Genomic DNA, 20,028 nt, shown 5'->3' with positions numbered 1-20,028 from the left:
GCGCCGACTAGGGGTACGACGTGGTCGACAGCAATGTCCTCATGCTGATCTGCAACGACGGTCGGTTCATCCCGATACCGGCGGGGGTCTTCCTGCATCCCGGGCCGATGTCGGAGCCGGTGGACACAGCCGCGCTACTGCGTGCCCGGTCGGTGCCCCGGTCGCCGCAGGAAACAGGGACGACGACGGTCGTGATGGCCGAGCAGGTCCTGCGGGATCCGACGGTGATCGCGACGGTCCGGAAGACGTTGCGCCACATGCCGGCGGCGGTGCGTGACCGGCTGATCCTGCGGACGGTCCCCGACGCCCGGACGGTGGCGGCCGACCCGGCAGCCCTCGGGGACTGGTTGAAGGCCGCGGACCTGCTGGGCCTGCCGCGGCACGGCACGTACGACGCGTCGCTACCGATGTCACCACGAATGGTGGCGGTGGACGCCCGGGGGCGGGAGAACCCGGACCGGCCGGTGGCGGTGTGGGGCCTGCCGCGCGGGCTGGCCGCGGCGCGGGAGACGGTGCGCGCGGCGGTCGGCTTGACGTCGGACCCGGCGAGGGGGCCGTGGGACAGGTTGACGACGCTGCTCGCGGAGGCGTCGCGGATCCGTGACGAGCTGCTGGTGCCGCCGTACGCGCCCGGGGACGTGGTGTGGGGTGCGATGTACCCGCTCGCCGTGGGCCTGGCGCTGTTCGGCCCGTCGATCGGTGCCGACCTGCCGGCGCTGGCCCGCGGGGTCCTGCCGGTCGACGTGCCGGAGCTGGTACGCCGCTGGGGCGGACCGGACCCGGCCCAGCGGATCGAGCCGGAGGCGCTGACGGCGGCACTGCTGCGGACGCCCGGTTCGGCCGCGCTGGTGCTGCGCCCGACCGGTGCGGCGCGGTGGCTGGTCTCGCACGACGGCCGGCTGTGGTGGGCTGACGCGCAGGTCGACGGCGAGGGAGCGCTCCGGGCCATCGACCTGACGGCGGGCGCCGGACAGCTGGCGGAGCTGCGGTCCCGCGACGTCACGGTGCTGATGGTGGATCCGGCGGGCCGGCGGACCACCGTGGACGGTCTGGGCAGCGCGGCGCCGGCCAGCGCCGGCACGTCGACGGCGGCACCGCGGCGCCAGGCAGTCGGCGACGCGGAACCCGGCGCGGCCCGGCGGACGGAGACCCAGCCGCGACCGCCGGCCGCGGACCTGGTGGCCGAGCTGGGCCTTCCGTCGGGTGAGCCGGTCTTCCTGGTCTCGACCGCGCTCCGGGGCGGCCTTGCCGCCCGGACCGGCCCGGCGATACCGGCGAGCGTGCTGGCCGCCTTCGTGGACGGGTTGCGCGGGCAGCATCCGGACGCCCGGGTGCTGCTGGTCGGACCGGAGCCCGGCGGTGACCTGCGGCAGCGGTCACCGGAGCTCTTCGCGCTGCGGGACGCCGCCTCGGCGCGCGGTGTCGACCTGGCTGCGCAGGACGACCTTGACGCTCTGCTGGAGCGGCTGCGCGGCGAGTCCGACACCACCGTGATCGGGGCGGTGGACGAGGTCACGCGCGTCTCCACGGAGCTGGGCATCCGGTCGGTACGGTTCGGCACCGACGTGCCGTACGACGCGCCGGTGGGTCCGGAGCCGGGCCGGCTCCAGCGCCTCGACGTGCCGCTGGACTGGCCGGCGCATCGCGGCGCCGTCGCGCTCGCGGTGCGGTCGTTGCAGCGGGGGCTGGCGGCGGGACAGGTGGCAGACGTCGAGCGGACCCAGCTGCGGCAGGCGCTGGCGGACTGGGCCGACTCGGTCCGGGCGTACCGGGCGGGGCTGGAGACGGTGTCGGCGATCGGTGCGTACCGGGCGGAGTTCGCGGACCGGCTGGCCGCCGGGCTGGCCGAGGGACAGGCCGCGCTCTCCGCCCCCGACCCGGCCGGTTTCCGGTCCTGGTGGCAGCGTTTCCACCACGACCCGGAGCTGGAGCTGTCAGCCATTCTGCGGGTTTTCACCGGCGACGTCGACGAGCTGCTGCGGCGCGCGGTCGACCTGACCCGCGAGTACGGCCGCGAGGTCTGGCCCAAGGGGGTGAAGGCGCTCGAACGCGACGTCTTCGGCACGAGCGGGGACCCTCAGCTCCTTCCGCCGCAGACCCCCGCCCGGCCGGACGGCACACCGGCCCGATACAACCCGCTGTTCATGCCGCAGGACCCGGAGCGGGCGGACGAACTCCTGAAGCGGGCGGAGCAGGCCGGGGGAGGGGACGTCCGCAACGCGAACGTCGATGTCCGGGGCCGTCCCATGGACGTTCCGGTCCGGCTGAACCCGCTGCTGATGCGCATGTCCGACTTCCAGCCGTACATGCTGGAGGACCAGCCGGACGGCGAGTGGCACTACCTGGTGACTCCGGGTGGCGAGATCTGGATCGGCAGCGAGCAGCTCGTCAGCCTCGTCCGCCGGGGGCAGTTGGAGGCCCTGCGCGCGGGCTGGTCGCAGGCGTACCCGGGGTTGACCTACGAGGACGTGGTGCAGGCCCTGGACGCACAGGGGCACCCCACCGTCAGCGCGGGCCAGCGTGAGCCCGGCGGGCCCATGACGGCGTCGCCCGGACTGGTCAGCGGTGAGATCCACTACGACCCGGCAACGGGCGGTGCGCAGATCAACGACAAGTCCGGCCGCTACATGAGCAAGGCGGTCCGACCTACGCAGCCGGGCGACGATCCGGTGCACTGGCTGACCAACGTCGCCCGCCGCCTCGGCCGGCAGCTGAACATGCCGGTCCGGGTGGGAACCCTCAAGCAGGTCCTGAAGGATCTCGAAACCGGCGAACGGGTGGAGACCGCGCCGCCCCCGCCGCGGCCGGTACGGGAACTCGTGCCCAACGGGCTGGGTGGCTTCCTGGCCGACGGCGCCGAGCTGATCATCCGGCGGAGCTCGGTCTCCGGCCGTCCGGTGCTGGCGCTGTTGTCGCCCGAGGACTGGCACCGGGTCTCGCCGGGCGTCCAGGACCCGGAGTCGTCGGCGACGTGGCAGCGGGGTTCGACCGGCCGGAACTGGCTACCGCCCGGCGATCTGCCGGCGGTGGTGGTGCACGGTGCCGGTGGGGCCGGTGGCTTCGTGCGGGTACCGGTGCGCCGCGACCAGCAGACCTTCGAGGTGCTGCTGACGGTGGAGCAGTTGGCGATGGTCACCGCGGACCTGCCGCCCGACGTGGCCCTACTGGCCTGCGAGGTCGGTGAATTCGACCCGGCCGGGGTGCAGGGTTACGCCACCGCACGTGACGGGACCGTGCTGGCGTCCCGGGACGACCTGATCGTGCCCGCCGAGCCGATCGAGCCCGCCCTGCGGAGCGAGGACGGGCTGGGCGGCCAGCTGATCACCCGGGCCCGGGGCAGCTCCGCTGGCGAGGGCGGGCGCGCCTGGATGCTCTTCCACCCCGACGGTGTGGGCGGGGGGTGGGACACCCTCAACGACCTCACCTCGACGGAGGTCGGTCGCGACGTCGAGTTCGACGGTTTCCGCTCCGTCGATCCGGGCGGTGACGGCCTGCGGCTGGGGCCACCGGGCATCGACGCCGGGCGCAGCACCGAGGCCGGGCGCAGCGTCGTCCCCGGGCGCAGCACCGAGGCCGGGCGCAGCGTCGTCGCCGGACCGGCCACCGGCGGACGGCGGCCCTCGGCGGAGCCGCCGCCGATCCGGGAGGTGACGGTCAGCTCCGAGGGACGCACCACCACGCGCTATCAACTGTCGGTGGGCCGCGAGCAGTGGACCGCGCTGGTCAGGGTCCACCTCGTTGCCGGTACCGGAACCACCGCGGAGCAGCTACGGGAGATCCGCCACGACACGGTGGCCGGCGTCGAGGCGGCGTTCAATGCTCCGGAGCACCGGCTGTCGCGCGACGCGGCAGGGCCGGTGCTGCGGGTCGGCGTGGAGTTCGTCGACTCGGCCGATCAGGCGCACCTGGTGGCCACCGTCGGCGGCGCGGTCCAGGACGGCGCGGCGATGACGCTCACCGACTGGCTGCCGGGGCGGTCGCCGCTGGAGTACGCCCGGCAGGTCGCCGCGCAGCTCGGCATCGAGCACCTGGCGGCGGATGGCCCGACGCGGGCGGACCTCGACCGGTTCGTCGGGGTGGCGCAGCCGTTCCTCGGCATCCTGGACGCCTGGGTGGCCGCGGCGGTGCGGGAGATCCGGGACGTGTGGCCGCAGGCACCTGCGGAGTCCGACCCACCGGCGCGCGACACCCGGCGGCGCGAGCCCACCGGGACGAGCCGACTCGCCCGGGTGGAGTCGGTCGTCGAGGCTCGGCCGGGTGTGGTGCGCTTCACGCACCAGGGACGGTCGTTGGACGTCCGGGTGGAGGCGGACACCGCGTACAGCACGCCGGCGCTGCTGCTCCCCCACGACAGCGCACGGGACGCGGTGCGCGGACGGACGCCGGAGGCGGTGCTGCGGGTGCCGCCGGGGCTGGCCCCGGACGAGCTGGCCGGATGGTTGTTGTGGGCGGGCACCCGGTTCGGCGTGGAGCGGGGGTCGCGGCTCTCGCGCTTCGGGCAGGTCCTCCGGTACGCGACGCCGCGCGACGGGTTCGGCCCCGGAACCGAGGCCCGGAAGCGGTTCTCGTTCGGCCCCGGAGATCTCGGGCGGTTGGCGAGCCTGGCCTACCGGCTCGGGCGCATGGAGTCCCTGCCGGCCGAGACCCCGGCCGAGGTGATCGCCGCCCTGGAGGCCGGCGTGGTGCGGAAGCTGGCGGCCCTGGGCGTGCTGCGCGACCAGGACGGCGGCCCGCTGCGGGCCGAGGCGCTGTGGCGCTGGATGCGCACGGCCGGTCTGTCGACGTCGTCGGCGAAGCTGGTGCGGGAACTGGTGCTGACCGCGCGCGCGGACACGGACCAGTCGAACCTCGTCAAGGCGGTGGCGACCGCGGCGGCCGTGTTCGCCATGTCCTCACCCGAGCTGCACGGCACCGGGCTGACCGCGGCCGGTGACCTCGACGTGCTGCGGTTACGGCCGGCCTCCCCACCGGCCGGCCCGGCCAGCGATCCGGCGGCGGCGGACCCGGCCAGCGACCGCGCCCCTGCCGTCGACGGCGAGGAGATCGTCGAGTTCCAGATCAAGGTGGTCTCCGGTGCCGACTGGCCCCGCTTCCAGTCCGTCGTCCTGGACGACGCGCCGGCGGACGACGGCCGGTGGATGCTGGAGGTGCGGCGGGACGCCGGAGATGCCGCGCTGCGGATCGGGATGGCCGGGACACTGGCGGGGTGGCTGGCGGTCCGGCAGGGCCGGTCGTCCGACGACGTCGTGGTGCTGGCCAGACAGCGGCTCGCCGAGCACGAAGCACTGCTCGACCTGCGGGACGGCACCGCGACCTGGCTGACCCGCCAACTGCGGAAGGCGTCGCGTTGGGCGCGCCGGACGACCGGGCGTACCTCGTTCCAGATCGAGATCTTCGACAAGATGCTGGCCGAGGTACGGGCCGCGCTCCGCCAGCTGGCCGAGGATCCCGGACTGCCGGCCGATGTCGCCGGCGAACTGCGGGCGGCGGCCGCGCTCCGGGTGTCGGCGGCGAAACCGGCGGCACCGGTCTCCGACAAGCCTGGCGTGGTGGTGCACGCGGTCCGGCGGGTGGGTGCGTCCCCGATGGCGATCCTGACCACCGTCGGGGCGGGGCTGGTGGCCGGCCGGCCCTCCCACCTCATTGCCACCAGCGCGGTCAGCCAGGCGGCGGCCACGATGCCGCAGGCGATGTCGGACGCGGCGAACGAGGCGATGAAAGGCAGCAATGAGCCGCCGAAGGACCAGTTGGCCAAGCCGGACATGCACCTGGACGACGAGGAGTTCTCCAGGCCGGCCTGGAGCTGGTCGCCGATGCCGAACCTCACGAAGCGGTCTCCGTCGGGGTTGGCGCAGTCGCTGGCGGCGCTGTTCGTGCTGATGGCCGCCGACCAAGGCGGCGTGACCGGTGGGAAAGCGCTGGCGCTGACCGTGGCGGCGAACCTCGGCGCGGCCGAACTCGACCACATTTTCGACTACCCGGAGAAGGTCGCCGCGGAGCGGTACAAGTACGAGCAGTCCCGCACCTATGACAAGCTGCGCAACGACTTCGCGGAAAGCGCCTACTACCGGATCCGGGAACTCATGAACCGGGTCGAGGCGTCGGCCCAGGTCTCGGGCGAGTTCAGGGTCGAAGGCGTGCTACGGGCCGAACTGGAACAGGTTCGCGCTGATGTCGCCGACATGATGTCGGGGATAACCGCCGAGGTCGGCAACCTGGTCGGGCGGATGGTGGAGCGGCGCCGTACGCCGTTCCGCCGGTCAGCCCTGGAGGAGACCTACGACCTCTTCACGCGTGGCGTGGTCGACGGTCGGCCGAGTCACCTGCACAACGCCATCCGGGTGGGTGGGCAGCACGCCTCGATGCAGGTTCCGTCGTTCGTGCTGGGCTTCCTGGCCGCGGCCGTGGTGGATCTGATGACGCTGAACATGGCGGCCGCCGGGGGCAGCGGTCTGGTCTACGGGGCGGGGTGGAGCGGCCTCAAGCAGCACGAGTTCAGAGACCTGATGGCGGTGGCGAGCTGGGACGCCCTCAACCAGTTGCAGTATGTCGACCGGGCGGCCACCTACCTGCTGAGCGAGGGAAGAGATCCCCAGGTGCCGCGCCCGGTGGCGATCGACGAACCGGCCGATCCCAGTCGCTACAACATGCTGATCCAGCTCGGCTGGCCCCGGCTGGCTGCGGCGTTGGCGCAGCGTCGGGCCAACATCGGGGCCGGACGTCCGGCCGAGGTCTCCGGGCTGCTGCAGATCCTCTACAAGCATCTGCCGTCCCTGGCTGCCCACATGGTCATCGCCGGTGCCGTCTCCACCGCACTCCCGCTCGGTCCGGTGGTGGGCGCGGTGGTCGGCATCGGCGGTTTCGCCAAGCTGACCACGGGCCTCGCCGAGAACGCACTGCGGGTCTCGGCCCCGTTGTTCGCGCAGACCGCCCGGATCACGTCGGCACTCGCCGAGACCCGGCGGCTCACGCTCACCAAGGCGGAGCTGGCCACGGAGGTCCGCCAGCTCATCGCCCGAGCGAAGGCGACGCAAGAGGCGATCAAGCCGGTGCCGACGCCGCTGGACCAGGGGGTTTTCGGCACGGTTGCGGCCATGCCCCGCTCGCTGGCCCGCCGGTTGATCGGCTACGGCCGGGCCACCAACCGCGTGTCCGTGCGGACGGGTTCCGTGGTGCACTGGCAACGGCCACCCGCGTTGGGGCGCGGCCCGGCACCGCAGAACCCGGTGCGGCTGAGCGTTCGCGACCGCAGGGCCGTCGACCGGCTGCACACCTGGGTCCAGCTACTGGAGCACGCGTACGATCCGCTGCGCAACGCGCGCGCCGACCTGGTCCCGGAGCTGGTCGGCAAGCGGGTGGTGCTGCTGCTCGACTCGCTCGGGCTGCGGGCCGAACAGGACACCGCCGGCCACCGCTGGGCGGCGGTGGTCAGTGAGCTCGGGAGCCGGCACGGATATCGCCGGGTGGGCGGCGGCAGCCTGCTGGCCCAACTGCGGGGCACCCGGCTGGCCGATCCGGATGACCCGTTGAGCGCGGCCGATTCGGATGACCCGTTGAGCGCGGCGCTGCGCGAGGCGCGGGAGGCGGATCCGCTCACCGCCCGGCTCTGGGAAGCGGTCAACGACCCGCGGTTGGCCGGACGCGTCATCGACGTGCGACAGGACGCACTCGTCAAGGTGTTCCCGGCGGACGCCCATCGGTTCGCCCTGAAGGTCGCCACTGCCGCGCCGGGCGCCGACGCGCGCGCGGGACTGGAGCTGGCGCCGGACGACCTGCGGCACGCCATCAACGGCACACACCGCGACGAAACCCACCGGCTGACCATCCATCCCGACCAGGCCAGCGATCCAGCGCGGCTCGCCGAGATCCTCGACTGGGCCATCCAAACGTGGACCACAGAGCGGGGTTCGGCGAGATACCGGGTCCACGCGCTCCTGCAGCAGCCCGGGCGGACGCGCTTCACGCTGCCCGCCCTGCCGGGCCCGCCGACCGACCTCCGCGACGATTCCGGCAACCGGCAGCCGCCCGTCGCGCCGCCGCCGCTGACAGGGCGGCTTGCGCCGCGGGTGCACGAGCCTGTCGCGCCGCCGGTGACGGACCCTGTCGCGCCGCCCGTGGCACACCCCGTCGCGCCGTCGCTGCCGAAGTCGGTGACGACGCCCGGACGCCCGGGAGCCGCCGAGGTCCAGGTGGTGCTGCGCGCGGCGGTGGGCGCCCGTACCCCGCAAGGCAAGACGGACCCGGAGGCGGTCGACCGGGTCGCCGCGCTCCTGCCGCCGGTTCCCAGCTCCGACGTGCCGGGCCTGCAGACGTTCACCCGCAACGCGCTGGGTTGGCCGGACGCCCAGCTCTCCCCGATCGCCGGGCAGGGTCTGGAGACCGGCTCCGGAGCAATGGTCTACCGGGCCTTCGATCCGGCCGGCACGCGTACGGCGATAGTCAAGGTCTTCCCCACGATGACGGAACTGGTGGAGGAGCTTTCCGCGTTGGAGCGGCTCTCCGGCCCGGAAATCACCGGATTTCGCGTGCCGGAGGTGCTCGCGGTGGGTGCGGGGCGGCTGAACGGCGCTCCGGCCGGGCTGCTGGTGGAGTCCCGTGCCGCCGGGCAGACGCTGGACGAGTTGATCGACATCGCCGGCAGGGTGACCACGGCGGACCGCGCCGACCACCTCGCGCGGCTCGGACGGGCCGTCGAGGCCACCGGCGCCGCCATGGCACACCTGCACGCGAGTGGGGCGCCGGGCATGGCAGGCACCCGGGTGCACGACACCTACCTGGCGGAGCAGGCGGACTGGATCCGTAGGCAGATCGCGCGGCTGCCAGCTCGCACCACGTCCGAACCCGCCGCCGCGCTCGCCGGGCGTGCGGAGGACGCGATCACCCGGGTGAAGAGCGAGCCCGGCCCGGCGGCGATGGTGCACGGAGACTTCCATCCCGGCAACGTGGTGTGGGACCCGCAGACCGGCACCGTGACCCTCATCGACCTGTCCCGGCTGCACTTCTCGCTGGACGAGGAGGGCCGGCCCATTGGCATGCCGCAACGGGACGTCTCCACCTTTCCCGCGAAGCTCGGCGTGCACGGTGAGCGGCTGGGGCTGAGCCCGGGCGAGATCAGCGCGCTGCAGGACGCCTTCGGCACGGCGTACGAGGCGGCGGGCGGAGCTCGGGTCGAGCACGTGACGCAGATGTACGAGCTGGGGTGGAAGGCCCGGCGGCTGGCCGAAGCAGGCGATGCCGAGGATGTCGAGCCGCCGTCGCCGGAGCTGTCGCCGTTGCCGGAGGTGCCGCCGCCGGCCGCGCGGGGGCAGCGGGCGGACCGGCTGCTGCGCCCCGGAGTCGGCGCCGCGGCGGTTCCGCCGGATCCGGTGGCGGTGGTGAACGGGATCCCCCGCCAGGTGGCCCACTGGGCCCGGCAGGGTGCGCTGACCGACGAGCAGTACTGCGTGATCGCGATGGCCGCCGCCCGGGAGATCCGGTTTCCCGGCGGGCTGCGCAGCGACCGGACCCGCGATGACGGGGACGTCACCGACGTGCTGTGGCGGGAGTGGGGCAGGCCGGAGACGTGGCCGCTGATGAACGATCTCGCGGAACTGCACCGCCTGGTGGAGCAGCGGCCCGGGAGCAGCGCCTTCGTCGTGCAGGCCTGGCCGGGCCGGATCGGGCACGCCTACGTGGTGCTGCACCACAAGGGGCAGGCCCGCTGGATAGACCCGCGGCACTCGGGGGAGGGTGGGCTACGGCTGCTGCCCGCGGGGACCTGGCCGGCGCGTGAGCTGCTGGAGACCGGGGATCGGCGTGATCCGCGCGGCGCTCCCACCGCCCGCGAGTTCGATCTGCGGGTCCGCCTCTACGACGGTGCGGGGGCGCCACTGCCGATCCCCGCCTCGGTGACCGCCGCGCCGCCGCCGCGGGACATCGACGCTCTTGTCGACCGCCGCTTGCACTACCAGGGCACCGGCAACGAGGACGAACAGCGTGATTTCGTCGTCCTGCTGGAGACGCCGCAAGGTCCGATGCAGCCGCCCGGCCGAAAGGGCCAACTGGCGCGGCGTCAGGACGGACTGTTCGTGCTCGAAAACGAGCGGGTGCCCCTCTATACCGGCCCCGGCGGCCGGTTCTACCGGAGCAGCGAAGCCGCGCGGGTTGCGGGCGGCACGGGCGAGCTACGGGGGGTGTCCGTCGTGGAGCGGGTCAGCGGGGTCGCCCGCTCGCACGTCCACGAGGTGACCCGACCCGAGCCGAAGCTCATCTACGACGCCTACGCGGAGATGTCCCGGCGCAGCGCCACCGTCGGTCCGCAGGACGTGACACCGATGCCCACGCTCTTCGACGGCCTCGGTCTGGACTTCAGCGTGCTCGGCGAGATGGCCCGGTTGGCCCGGGGGCCGGTCGGCCCGCCCCAGGGCTCCCGCTTCCACTGGACCGTCGGGGTGGTCCCTGCCGGTTTGCGGCGACTTCTCGGGCACCTGCTGCCGCGGGTGTGGCGCGACGAGACACGGGGCGCGGCGACCAGGGCAAGTCTCGAAGACAGCCTCTGGTCGGCCGACCGCATCGCGGCCCGCTATCGGGAGTGGTCCCGGACCCGGGGCGGGACGCCGGAGCAGGCAACACCGGACGACAGCACCGCAACCGCGATGATCAGTGGGCATGTCGGCTGGCTGATGCACCACGCCTTCGCGGCCGCGTGGGCGAAAGCACAGGGCATACCGAGGGGTGTGCCAAAGCAGTACCTCGCCTTTGTCGCACGGCTCCAGTTCGCCGACATGTTGCAGAGCTACCCGCCGGCCGTCCGCGCGTTCCTGGCCGAACACGCCGACGTGATCTGGAAGGAGTTCAGGCAGTGGTCCAACGTGAGGATCAACTTCTTCCTCTCCAGGAACGACCCGCGATTCGAGCTGACCGACGACACGACCATCATGACCAACAGTGGCCTCAACACCGTCCCACTGCGTGACTTTGTGCTGAGCGGGCTCCGGGAGGACGTACCGGCCGTCAACCACCGGGCATTCTTCGGGCCGATCACCGAGGTGGCAGGTCCGGATATCGCGGGCGGGCAGCTGCTGACGGAACACCTCGTCGGCGAGGCCCGTGGTGTCGGCCTGGAGTTCATGACCGAAGAGGACGGCTGGGCGTTTCACCAGGACCTGATCAAGGTCAGCGCCGAGGAGTACGAGCGGACGCTGGTCGTCCCCCCGGCGCTACGGTACGCCGACGGCCAGGCCTGGGCGGAGCGGGCCGGGACAGCGCCCGGTGTGGTCGACTACCTCTCCAGCAGCCCCGGCCCGCCACCCGCGCTGCTCGACGGATTGCATCAGGTGGCGCTGGCGCAGAGGCGCCCGATCGTCGTCGTCGCGGCCAGCCCTCAGTCCGGACCTGCCGGCACCGTATCCCGGCAGGAGGTCGACGATGCCGCCGTCGACCGCCTGGACAACCTGCTGCGGGAGCGCCCCGAGCTGGCCCGCCAGGCGCTCTTCGTCGTCGCCGGCCACCATCGCCGACTGCACGAGCTGCGCCGGCGGCACCGGCTGTCCATGCTCCATCCGCTGGTCGCGCCCGACGACGGCCATCGAGGACGCGACGACGCCTACCGGCCCGGTGACGGCGTCCAGCCGGCGGCGCCGGCCCCTCCGCTGCTCCTCTCCGACCGCCATTGGCAGGGGCTCATGGTCGCCGGACTCGGGTGGCGGCTGGTCACCTTCGACAACGAGGTCGACGACTCGCTGGGGCCGGTGCTGAACCCGCGGCTGTTGACCAGGGCGTTGCGGCGCGTCGACGAGGTCGCCGAGCTGGCGCTGCGACAGGGACCCGACCTGGCCCACGGGCCCGGCCCCGGACTCGCCGCCGACTACACCGCACCCGACGGCACACGCTACCGCTCGCATCCCGAACAGGGGCGTGTCCCGTTGCCGGGTACGGCGTCCGAAGCGATCACACCCGTCGGAGCCGGGAGTCTGGCGGCGGCCATGCGCCTGCTCGCGCAGACCCTGGAGGGCTACCGGCAGGCGTGGGGCACTCAGCACCTGACCACGCACCTGGTGCTCGGCAAGCTGGACCGGCTGCTCGACGGCGCATCGGCCCACCCGGACGACCGGGGGATACTCGATGCGACGAGGTTCGTGGCCGCCGTCCACCACAGGACCGGCGACCCGGACCGGGCCATCGCCCTGCTCGGCCGCGTGGTGGCCGGCTACCGGCGGATGCTCGGAGACGACGATCCGGCGACCCGCCAGGCGCGGGCCGAACTGGCTGAGGTCGCCGCCGGTAGGCCGACCGACCAGCCGGCCGGGCCTGGCGAAGGTTCCGGGCAGTCGACCGACGTGCAGGTCTGGGTCATGTCGCTGCCCGAGGTGGCGCCGCCGTCGGTGGCGGGTGTTTCGGCGGCGGTGGCTCTCTTCTCGGCGCGCTACCGGCAGTGGACGATGGGCGTGCTGGAGCCGCGGGTCGCCGCGGCGGACCGAGCCGCTACGGAGGCGAAGGCGGCGCTGGCCGGCGTCACCGCCCGGCTGGACGAACTGCGGGCCTCCCTCGGCGGCCTGACCGAGCAGTCGCGCCAGCGGGTCTGGGACGGCTTCGTCCAGGCAGCGCGGGAATACGACCTGGTCCGATCGCGGCTGGCGGAGGACGGGAGCACGAATCCGGCGCCGCCGGCCGTCGACGAGCTGTTGCGGGCGGCTGCACCGCAGGCGACCGGCGTCGCCACCGAACGTCGCCCGCCACGGTTGTCGCGGGAGGCGATCCCGCACGACGCGCGGACGGTCAGCGTCACGCCCGCGCACGGAAACAGGTCGGTGCTGGACACGGCCAGGGCGGTGGCACCCCGCCGGGTCACGCAGTGGCGGATCCGGGGCGAGCAGACCGCGCCGGCGACCCTTGAGGAGTTCCTCGGCTCCTACACCCTGCCGCGGCATCTGCCTCGAGCGCTCAGCGACGCGGGTCTGGTGCTGGAGGCCGTCGGTGCGGACCGGCAGCTGGTGATCCGGGCGCAGCGCGGCCCGATCCTCTACCTGGCACAGCCGGGTGGTGGGGGCGACGACGTGGCCGACTACACGGTGGATCTTGAGGTGCGGGTCACCGGCGGTTCCGGACAGCCGCGCGTGACCGCGTTGCAGGAGAAGGTGCAGTTTCCGGCCCGCCACCTGCGGGTCACCTCGGTGCAGGCGGCCGGGTCGGCGGCCGCCACCCTGGCCGGGCTGCCCAGCCTGCGGCCGATCGACTTCCCGGCCGAGGCACGCCGCGACGGCAGCGTGGTGCTCGACGACCTGGACGAGATCTCCGTCGCCCGGCTGCGGGACCTGGTCGAGCGGGAGGTGTCCGACCATGACCTGCCGGTGGGCGTGCGCGCGGAGCTGCTGGACGCGCTGTCGGTGCCCTCGTTGCTGCTGCGGGACGCGCTGCCGCCGCCGTCGCTGCCGCCGGCACAGGCCGAGCGCCCGCCAGCGGGTGTCCAGCTCGACCAGGCACTGTACGACGCGTCGGTGGTCGGCTTCACCCGGACCGCCGACGGCCGGCGGGCGCGGGTCCGGGCGAGCATGCTCCTGCACCTGCGGATCAACACCGGAGCGGCCAACGGCCGGCCGGTGGAGCTCGCCTTCCGGCTGGCCGGCGTAGCGGAGCTGCTCGTGGATCCCGTCGTGCTCGCGCAGTCCCGGGAGCAGTTCGGTCTGGAGCCGGCGCCGCACACCTGGCAGGGGCGGGACGGTGACCGGTCCTGGCTGATCGCCAACGGTCTCGCGACCGACGAGATTGCCCGGGTTCTCGGTGCCATCGGCCCGGACTTCGATCCCCGCCGGTTGGAGCGGCTGGCCCGAGACGTCGGCGTCGAGGGCACCGACGGCATGCGCCGACTGGTCAGGTGGGCCGCCGTCGTGGAGCGGGTACCGGACGACCTTCCCCGCTACGCGCAGCTGATCGGCATCGACCCGAGGCCGCTGTTCGCGGTGGCGAGTGAGCTGGGTGTGGATCCGCAACGGCTCCTCCCCGTCGGCGACGTCCTGGCCGGGGTGGCTGGGACGTCGACGGCGGCGACCGACAACTACAGGACCTGGAGTGCCGCTCTGGTCCGCCGCCTGAACCCCATCGGTGTCTGGACCAGCAGCGATCTCGTGCTGATGCTCGACCTCGTACCCCGGCTGGGGTTGGAAGCCGGCGACCTGCCGCTTTTCGGGGAGCTGCGCCGCCTCGGTGTCTCGTTCGAGCTGCTGGACGCGCTGCCGGCAGAATCCGCCACGAAGGCGCTGCAGGGCGCGCGCCTGCGGAAGAGCCTGATGACCGGCGAGCAGGTGGACCTGGCCTCGGTCGCCGCCCACCTGGGAGTCTCCGGCCCGGCGGACGTCCGGACGGTGGCGGACGGGCTCGGGATGCGGCCGTTGGATCTGGCGCTGGGGCTGGGTGACCGGGTTCGGGAGATCGCGGCCCGGCTGCCGGTCGAGCAGGTGGCGGCCGAGATGCGACGCCAGCTTGTCGCGGACGGGTTGGACACGGCCCAGCAGCAGACCCGGTTCGTCACGTTGAGCGCCCGGCTCGGCTTCCCGGTCTCGGATCTGGCGATGCTGCTGCTCCCGTCGGACTACGGCGAGTGGCTGCTCTACGAGTTCGTGGGAGACGTGCCGCGGGACGAGGTTGCCGCCCTGATGACGGCGCTCACCCTGCGGGACCCGTCGGACCCGGGCGCCGCCGGGTCGCGGGTGGCGGCGCCGCGCGGGCCCGATGCCGCGCTCCGGGCGCAGCTGCCCGGTCCCTATTCCGAAGCGGAGATCATCTCGGTTGCGAGCCAGCTGGATGTCAATGTCGCGGCGGTCCGGGCCGCCGTCCGTTCGCCGATGGTGAACCTCACCGAACTGCTGGCGCTGGTCGCCAGGTCGGGACTGACTGGCAGTGCGGTCAAGAATCTGGTGACCCTGGTCGGCGCAACCGGCCGGGTGCCGAAGGACCTGACCTGGTCCGCCTACCGGCTGGCGCTGGAGTCGCCGGCCGAGCTGGTCTGGGCGGCCGGCCAGTTCGGTGCCGACCCCCGGCTCCTGTCGCCGCTGCGCGGATCGCTGGACAGCAGCCCTGGAATCCCCGCGCAACTGTCCAGGGCCGAGAAACTGGTCCGCCGTGTCGTGGCCGACTATCTGGTGTGGCGCGACTGGCGGCGGCCGTGGCTCGACGAGCACGGGTCGAAGCTGTCCGGCTTGCGGTGGGCGCTGTGGCTGGCGTCCCGTGGCGGGCCCGGTTTCGGCGGCGAGGGCGTTGCACCAGGCTCGTTCAACAACCACGCGACCCTGGCGAGCCAGAAGTTCCAGCACCGGCTGGCAGCCAGCCTCCGGACAGCCGACGAGGATGCACGGAGCGTCGAACAATGGATGCGAGGCATCGTCACCGCCATCCTGCAGCAGGTCGACCGGATGGTCGACGCCGGCCCGCTGCGCGAGGTGGTGCGGCCCGTCGGCCATATCGTCCAGGCGGCAGCGGAGCTCCGAACCGCGCAGCTCGATCTCCGCGCGACGCGGGCAGCCCTGGAGGTGCTGTCCCATTCCAAGGACGTCCGCGACGATGTGCCCGATCTCGCCGACCGGGTCGAGCAGTACGCGGATCGGATCGTGACCGTGGCCGGTCACGCCAGGTCGGCGGCCACCATCGCTGCCCGGGTCCCGGGCCGGACCGTGCCGCTCGACATCACGGCGGCCCTCGGCATCCTCGCCACGGCCGAACAGCGGCTCCGCACATATGTCGACGGTTATCGGGGGCGTAGCCGCCTTCCGGCGGACCGGTTCACGAACGCCGGCCGGTTCGCAGGTGACCTGTCGACAATCGAGGACCTGGCCATGGACGCGCTGACCGCTGCGGCCACCGCGGCAGCCGTCGCCCTGCACGACCAGGCCGCTGATCATGAGGAGCCGATCCGAAACCTCGCCACCGAGCTGGCAGTCCAGGTCTACGAGCTGGCCGCGTCGGTCGATTATCTCGCGGCGGTCGGTCGGCGCACGCCCAGCCACCTCGGCGCGGTTGAGGCCGGTGAGGTGCTCTTCGGGGCCCGCGCCGCGCCCTGGGCGACCCGGTCGGACGGTTCGCCGCCTGATCGCCCGACCGAGGCGACCGGAGGCCACCGCACCAGCGCCGCCACCGCACCGGCCCAGGGCAGTTCACCGCAGTCGCCACCCCCGGTGCCGGCATCACCCCAGCCGCCACCCCCCGCGCAGGCATCGCCGGAGACGCCCGGAACCGCGGTCGACCGGGTCCTGTCGAAGATCGGCGGATTGCCGGATTGGGACGGTGCTTCGGATTGCGCGGATCGGGTGGGGCTGGTCCTTCGCGGCCTCGGTCTGCGGGGTACCCCACGTCCGGCGCCGGGCGGGCGGCGGTCGGCGGTAGCTGAGGAGGGTGTCCGCGGCCGGGACGCGGTGGCGGCGTTGTTCGGCGGATGGTTCGGCCCGGAGGGTGGGGTGGGCCGGCTCGCGCACCTGGCGGTGGGGGCGCTGATTCCGGTGTGGGTGCGGCCACTCCCGTCGGCGCGACCACGGCACGCGCCGGAGCCGGTGAATGTCGCCCCGCACATGGTCCTGGTCCACCGGCTCTCGGAAGAGCGGTTCGTGCTGTTCGAGACGCAGCAGGCGGCGCCGGCGCCGGGCGGGAGTGACCGGCGGGCCGTCGAGTTCGACCTGGCTACGTTGCGGGCCGGTGGGGCGGCGCTGCGGGGCGGTGGGCGACTGCCGCCGGCGTTGCAGGGAAACGTCCGACTGGTGGTCGACGCCGACGGGGCGCTGCGGCAGTACGACATGCGGTCCGGCCAGGTGATCGCCGGTCCGGGCCGGTCCACTCCTGAGGACCGTCTGGGGCAGGCGCTGGTGGACCCCACGCCGGGGCCCGGCGAGCCGGGCCTGATCGGCGAAGAACTGGAGGGCATGGTGCGGCTGGGAGCCGGCCGCCCCTTCAATCCGCCGGACCAGCCCTACGACTTCAGATGGCAGGGGGTCAAGCTTGCCCGGGTGGTGTCGCTCGGCCTCACCCTCTCGAGTGACGCGAAGCTCGCGACGAGAGGTCGCTCGGGCCGCTGGTATCCCACCCCCCGCCATGCTGGCATCGCCGCTGACCCCGTTGACGCCATGGAGTCCTGGAGCATCGTGGAGGTGATAGGAGCCCCGGGTGCGGTGCTTCCGGAGGAGGTCGGCTCCGTCCCTTACACGGCCGCCCAGAATCATCAGATCAACAAGGCCATGATGCGCTGGTTGCAATGGGCTGGCAGCCAACGGTTGACTCTCGGCCAGGCGATGCGTCCGGGCGTGGAGCAGACCGGACACGTCATCGAGGCGTGGTGGGCCCAGGAGCAGCAGAGCGGTGGGGAGCGGGCCTGGGCCGCCCAACTGATCCGGCAGGCACTGCTGACGCCGGGCGACGTCGAGATCTACGCGGCGGCAACAGAGCCGCTCGACTTTTCGCACCACTTCCTGCCGGCGCACGTCTACTACCAGTCGACGGCCGACGTGGAACTCGCGGGGTTGACCACATTCCTGCGCGCCGACCGGCAGGAGGCTGGCACCGCCTCGGCGCAGACACGCAACCTGGGTGTCCTGCTCGATCTCGTCCTCGGCTTCGCCAGGTCGGTGTCGGCGAGCTTCCTACGCTCGCTGTCGCAGGGCCCGCTCACCGACGCGGACGTACGGGAACTCCTTCAGAGCGAGGAGGCACTGGCGATGGAGGGCGCGCTGGCGACGGTGCTGACCCACGTGCTGCTCCTGTCCTACCAGGATCGGTATCTTTTCAGTCATACCAAGAATGCGGTTCTGGCCCTCAGCCGGCACGAGCTGACCTCGTATATCGCGGCACTGCCCGATGACGCCCGCAACTACATCCGGGACAACGCGGACACCATCGTCGAATCGCTGGTCACCTTTGCCGAGGAGCGTGACGCCGGCCTGGCCGACATCGCACCACCGGGCGGGCGATGGATCGACAAGGAGTTCGAGAGCGCGCTCGGGAGACCCATCAGCGTCCGGCAGGTGCTGCGGCACGTCTTCCGGCAGGACTGGGTGCTCGGTACGGAACACGCCGACATCTTCGGAAGGGTGGCGACGCTGCCGCTGCGACCGCCACCTCCGGGCATGAACCAGACCTTCGCGTTCGAGCGGCGGCATCAGGTGAGCCGCGACGACCCGACCCGTCCCGACGCCGTCGAGTTCCTCGTGACGCTCGACGGCACCGACGCACAGTTCGAGTCGACGCTTCGGATGACCCAGGACGCCCGGGAGGCGGCGAGGGCGGCAAAGGAGTGGTCGGCCCGATGGCAGGGCGGGGTGCGCGCCGCCGCTCAGTTCCTCAGCCAGGCTCACGGCAACCTGACACCCACCCAGGATCCCAACGTGGCACTGGACGCCAGCGGGCAGCTCTGGCGGCGGCACACGGTGTATGGAACATATCAGGGCTGGTGGCCGATCGACCCGCCGGCACAGCAGCTGGACATCAACAGGGCGGCCGTCACGTGGAGCAGTCCGCCGCTCGTGCCCGCGCCATTCGCGTGGTTCGACGGCGCTGGAACGCTGCCGGAGCGGATCGGCCAGCTGCGGGACGTGCTGACCGAGGCCGCCCCCCAGGTTATGGCGGTCATCGCGCAGGACACCGACCAGGCCCGCGCCGCCCGGCCCGTCTGGCGGACCGCCACCGAAGGGCTGGCGCGGCTCGCCACCCGCGCCAAGATGCTCGACGACGATGTGGCGCGCACCGAGTTCACGATGCTGCTGTTCACCATCGACCAGGCGGTGGACCAGATCATCAAGCTCGCGCCGCACCTGTCGAACCTGTTCGCCGGCATCGCCACCAGGCAGAAACCGGCACACCCGACCGGCCCGCCGGCGCCCGCGCCGCGACCACCGGTGGAGGTGCGGGTGCTCGGCGAGTGGGCCGGCTCCGGGGCCGGAAAGCTGCTCGACCAGATCAGGGAGCAGGCGGGCGGCGCCGGCCGACCGGTGGTGGCGGTCGACCTGAGCGGGACATCCGGGATGAAGGCGATCCAGGAGCTGGACGGCGCACTGCGCGAGTACCGGTCCTTCGGGGAGGCTCCGGTGCTGCTGGTCACGGCCGGCACGAGGCAGGCGGAGGAGGCGTTGGCAGAGATCCGGGCCAGATACCAGCCGGTTACCATCCAGCAGAGAACGGCCGGTTGGGACATGGTGTGGGAACTGCGGGCCGCGGACGGCCAGCCGGTACGGATGGCGGCCGCGCCGGAGCGGGTGCTGTTCGAAACCGCGGGCGCGCTGCCGACCCCGCCGGTGGGTGCGGCGCTTCCACCGGTGCTGCTGCGGTGGTTGAAGATCCGTGACTGGGGCGAGGCGGAGGCGTATCACCGGCAGCACGACGCGGAACTGCGGCGGCCGGAGATCGTGGCCGCGCTCCGCGAGCTGGTGGCGGCGCATCCGGAGATCCCACGGCTGTCGCCCTTCCTGACCATCCTCGAGGTGGCGGCGCGTGCCGAGACGTTCCCGACGGCGCGGCTCACCCCGAAGGCGACGACGGTGCTGGAACTGGAGCCCAACTACGATCCCGCACGGAACGGGCCCGTTCCGGTGACCTTCGTGTACGACTACCTCAGCGCCCGGGGCACGCGCAAGGAGCGGTTCCCGATGGACGGCCTGTTGTGGCAGCTGATGCTGGCCGGCGAGTTCACCCATGCCCAGGCGCTCACCCTGGTCAGGGCGGCGGCCGTGACCCGGACCGACAAGGCACACGCGACGGTCTTCGAGGCGTTGACCGAGCTGCTGCAGCTCGACGACGCGGTGGTGGTCGAGGATCCGAAGGAGAACGACGAGATCAGGGCCATCCTGTCGAAGGTCGGCAGGGTGACGGCGTCCCGGGGCCCGGCCAGCGGAAAGAACCCCGACTGTGTCGATCCGGTGGACCGGGCCGCGTTGGTGCCCCGGCTCGACGACCTGAAGAAGCGACTGGGCTCCTCCGGTGCCGCGGCCGGGCAGGCGCGCGCGGCGCTGACCGAGACCTTCGCCTATCTGCTGTCCAACTGCTGACCCGTTCGACCCACCGCCCCGTTCGACCCGCTGA

1 protein-coding gene is annotated in these 20,028 nt (G+C 72.8%); it reads left to right on the top strand.

Features of this window, described 5'->3' with window-relative positions; genetic code table 11:
• Positions 1–20: 20 nt before the first annotated feature.
• Positions 21–19,994 carry a hypothetical protein gene (locus ACN27G_RS19415; protein WP_421494202.1) on the top strand — a complete coding sequence of 6,658 codons (19,974 nt, stop codon included), beginning with the start codon at positions 21–23 and terminating at the stop codon, positions 19,992–19,994.
• Positions 19,995–20,028 lie beyond the last annotated feature (34 nt).

The sequence above is a fragment of the Plantactinospora sp. WMMB334 genome (assembly GCF_049179095.1).
Lineage (GTDB): Bacteria > Actinomycetota > Actinomycetes > Mycobacteriales > Micromonosporaceae > Plantactinospora.
This window is presented reverse-complemented; position numbering and strand designations above follow the sequence as displayed.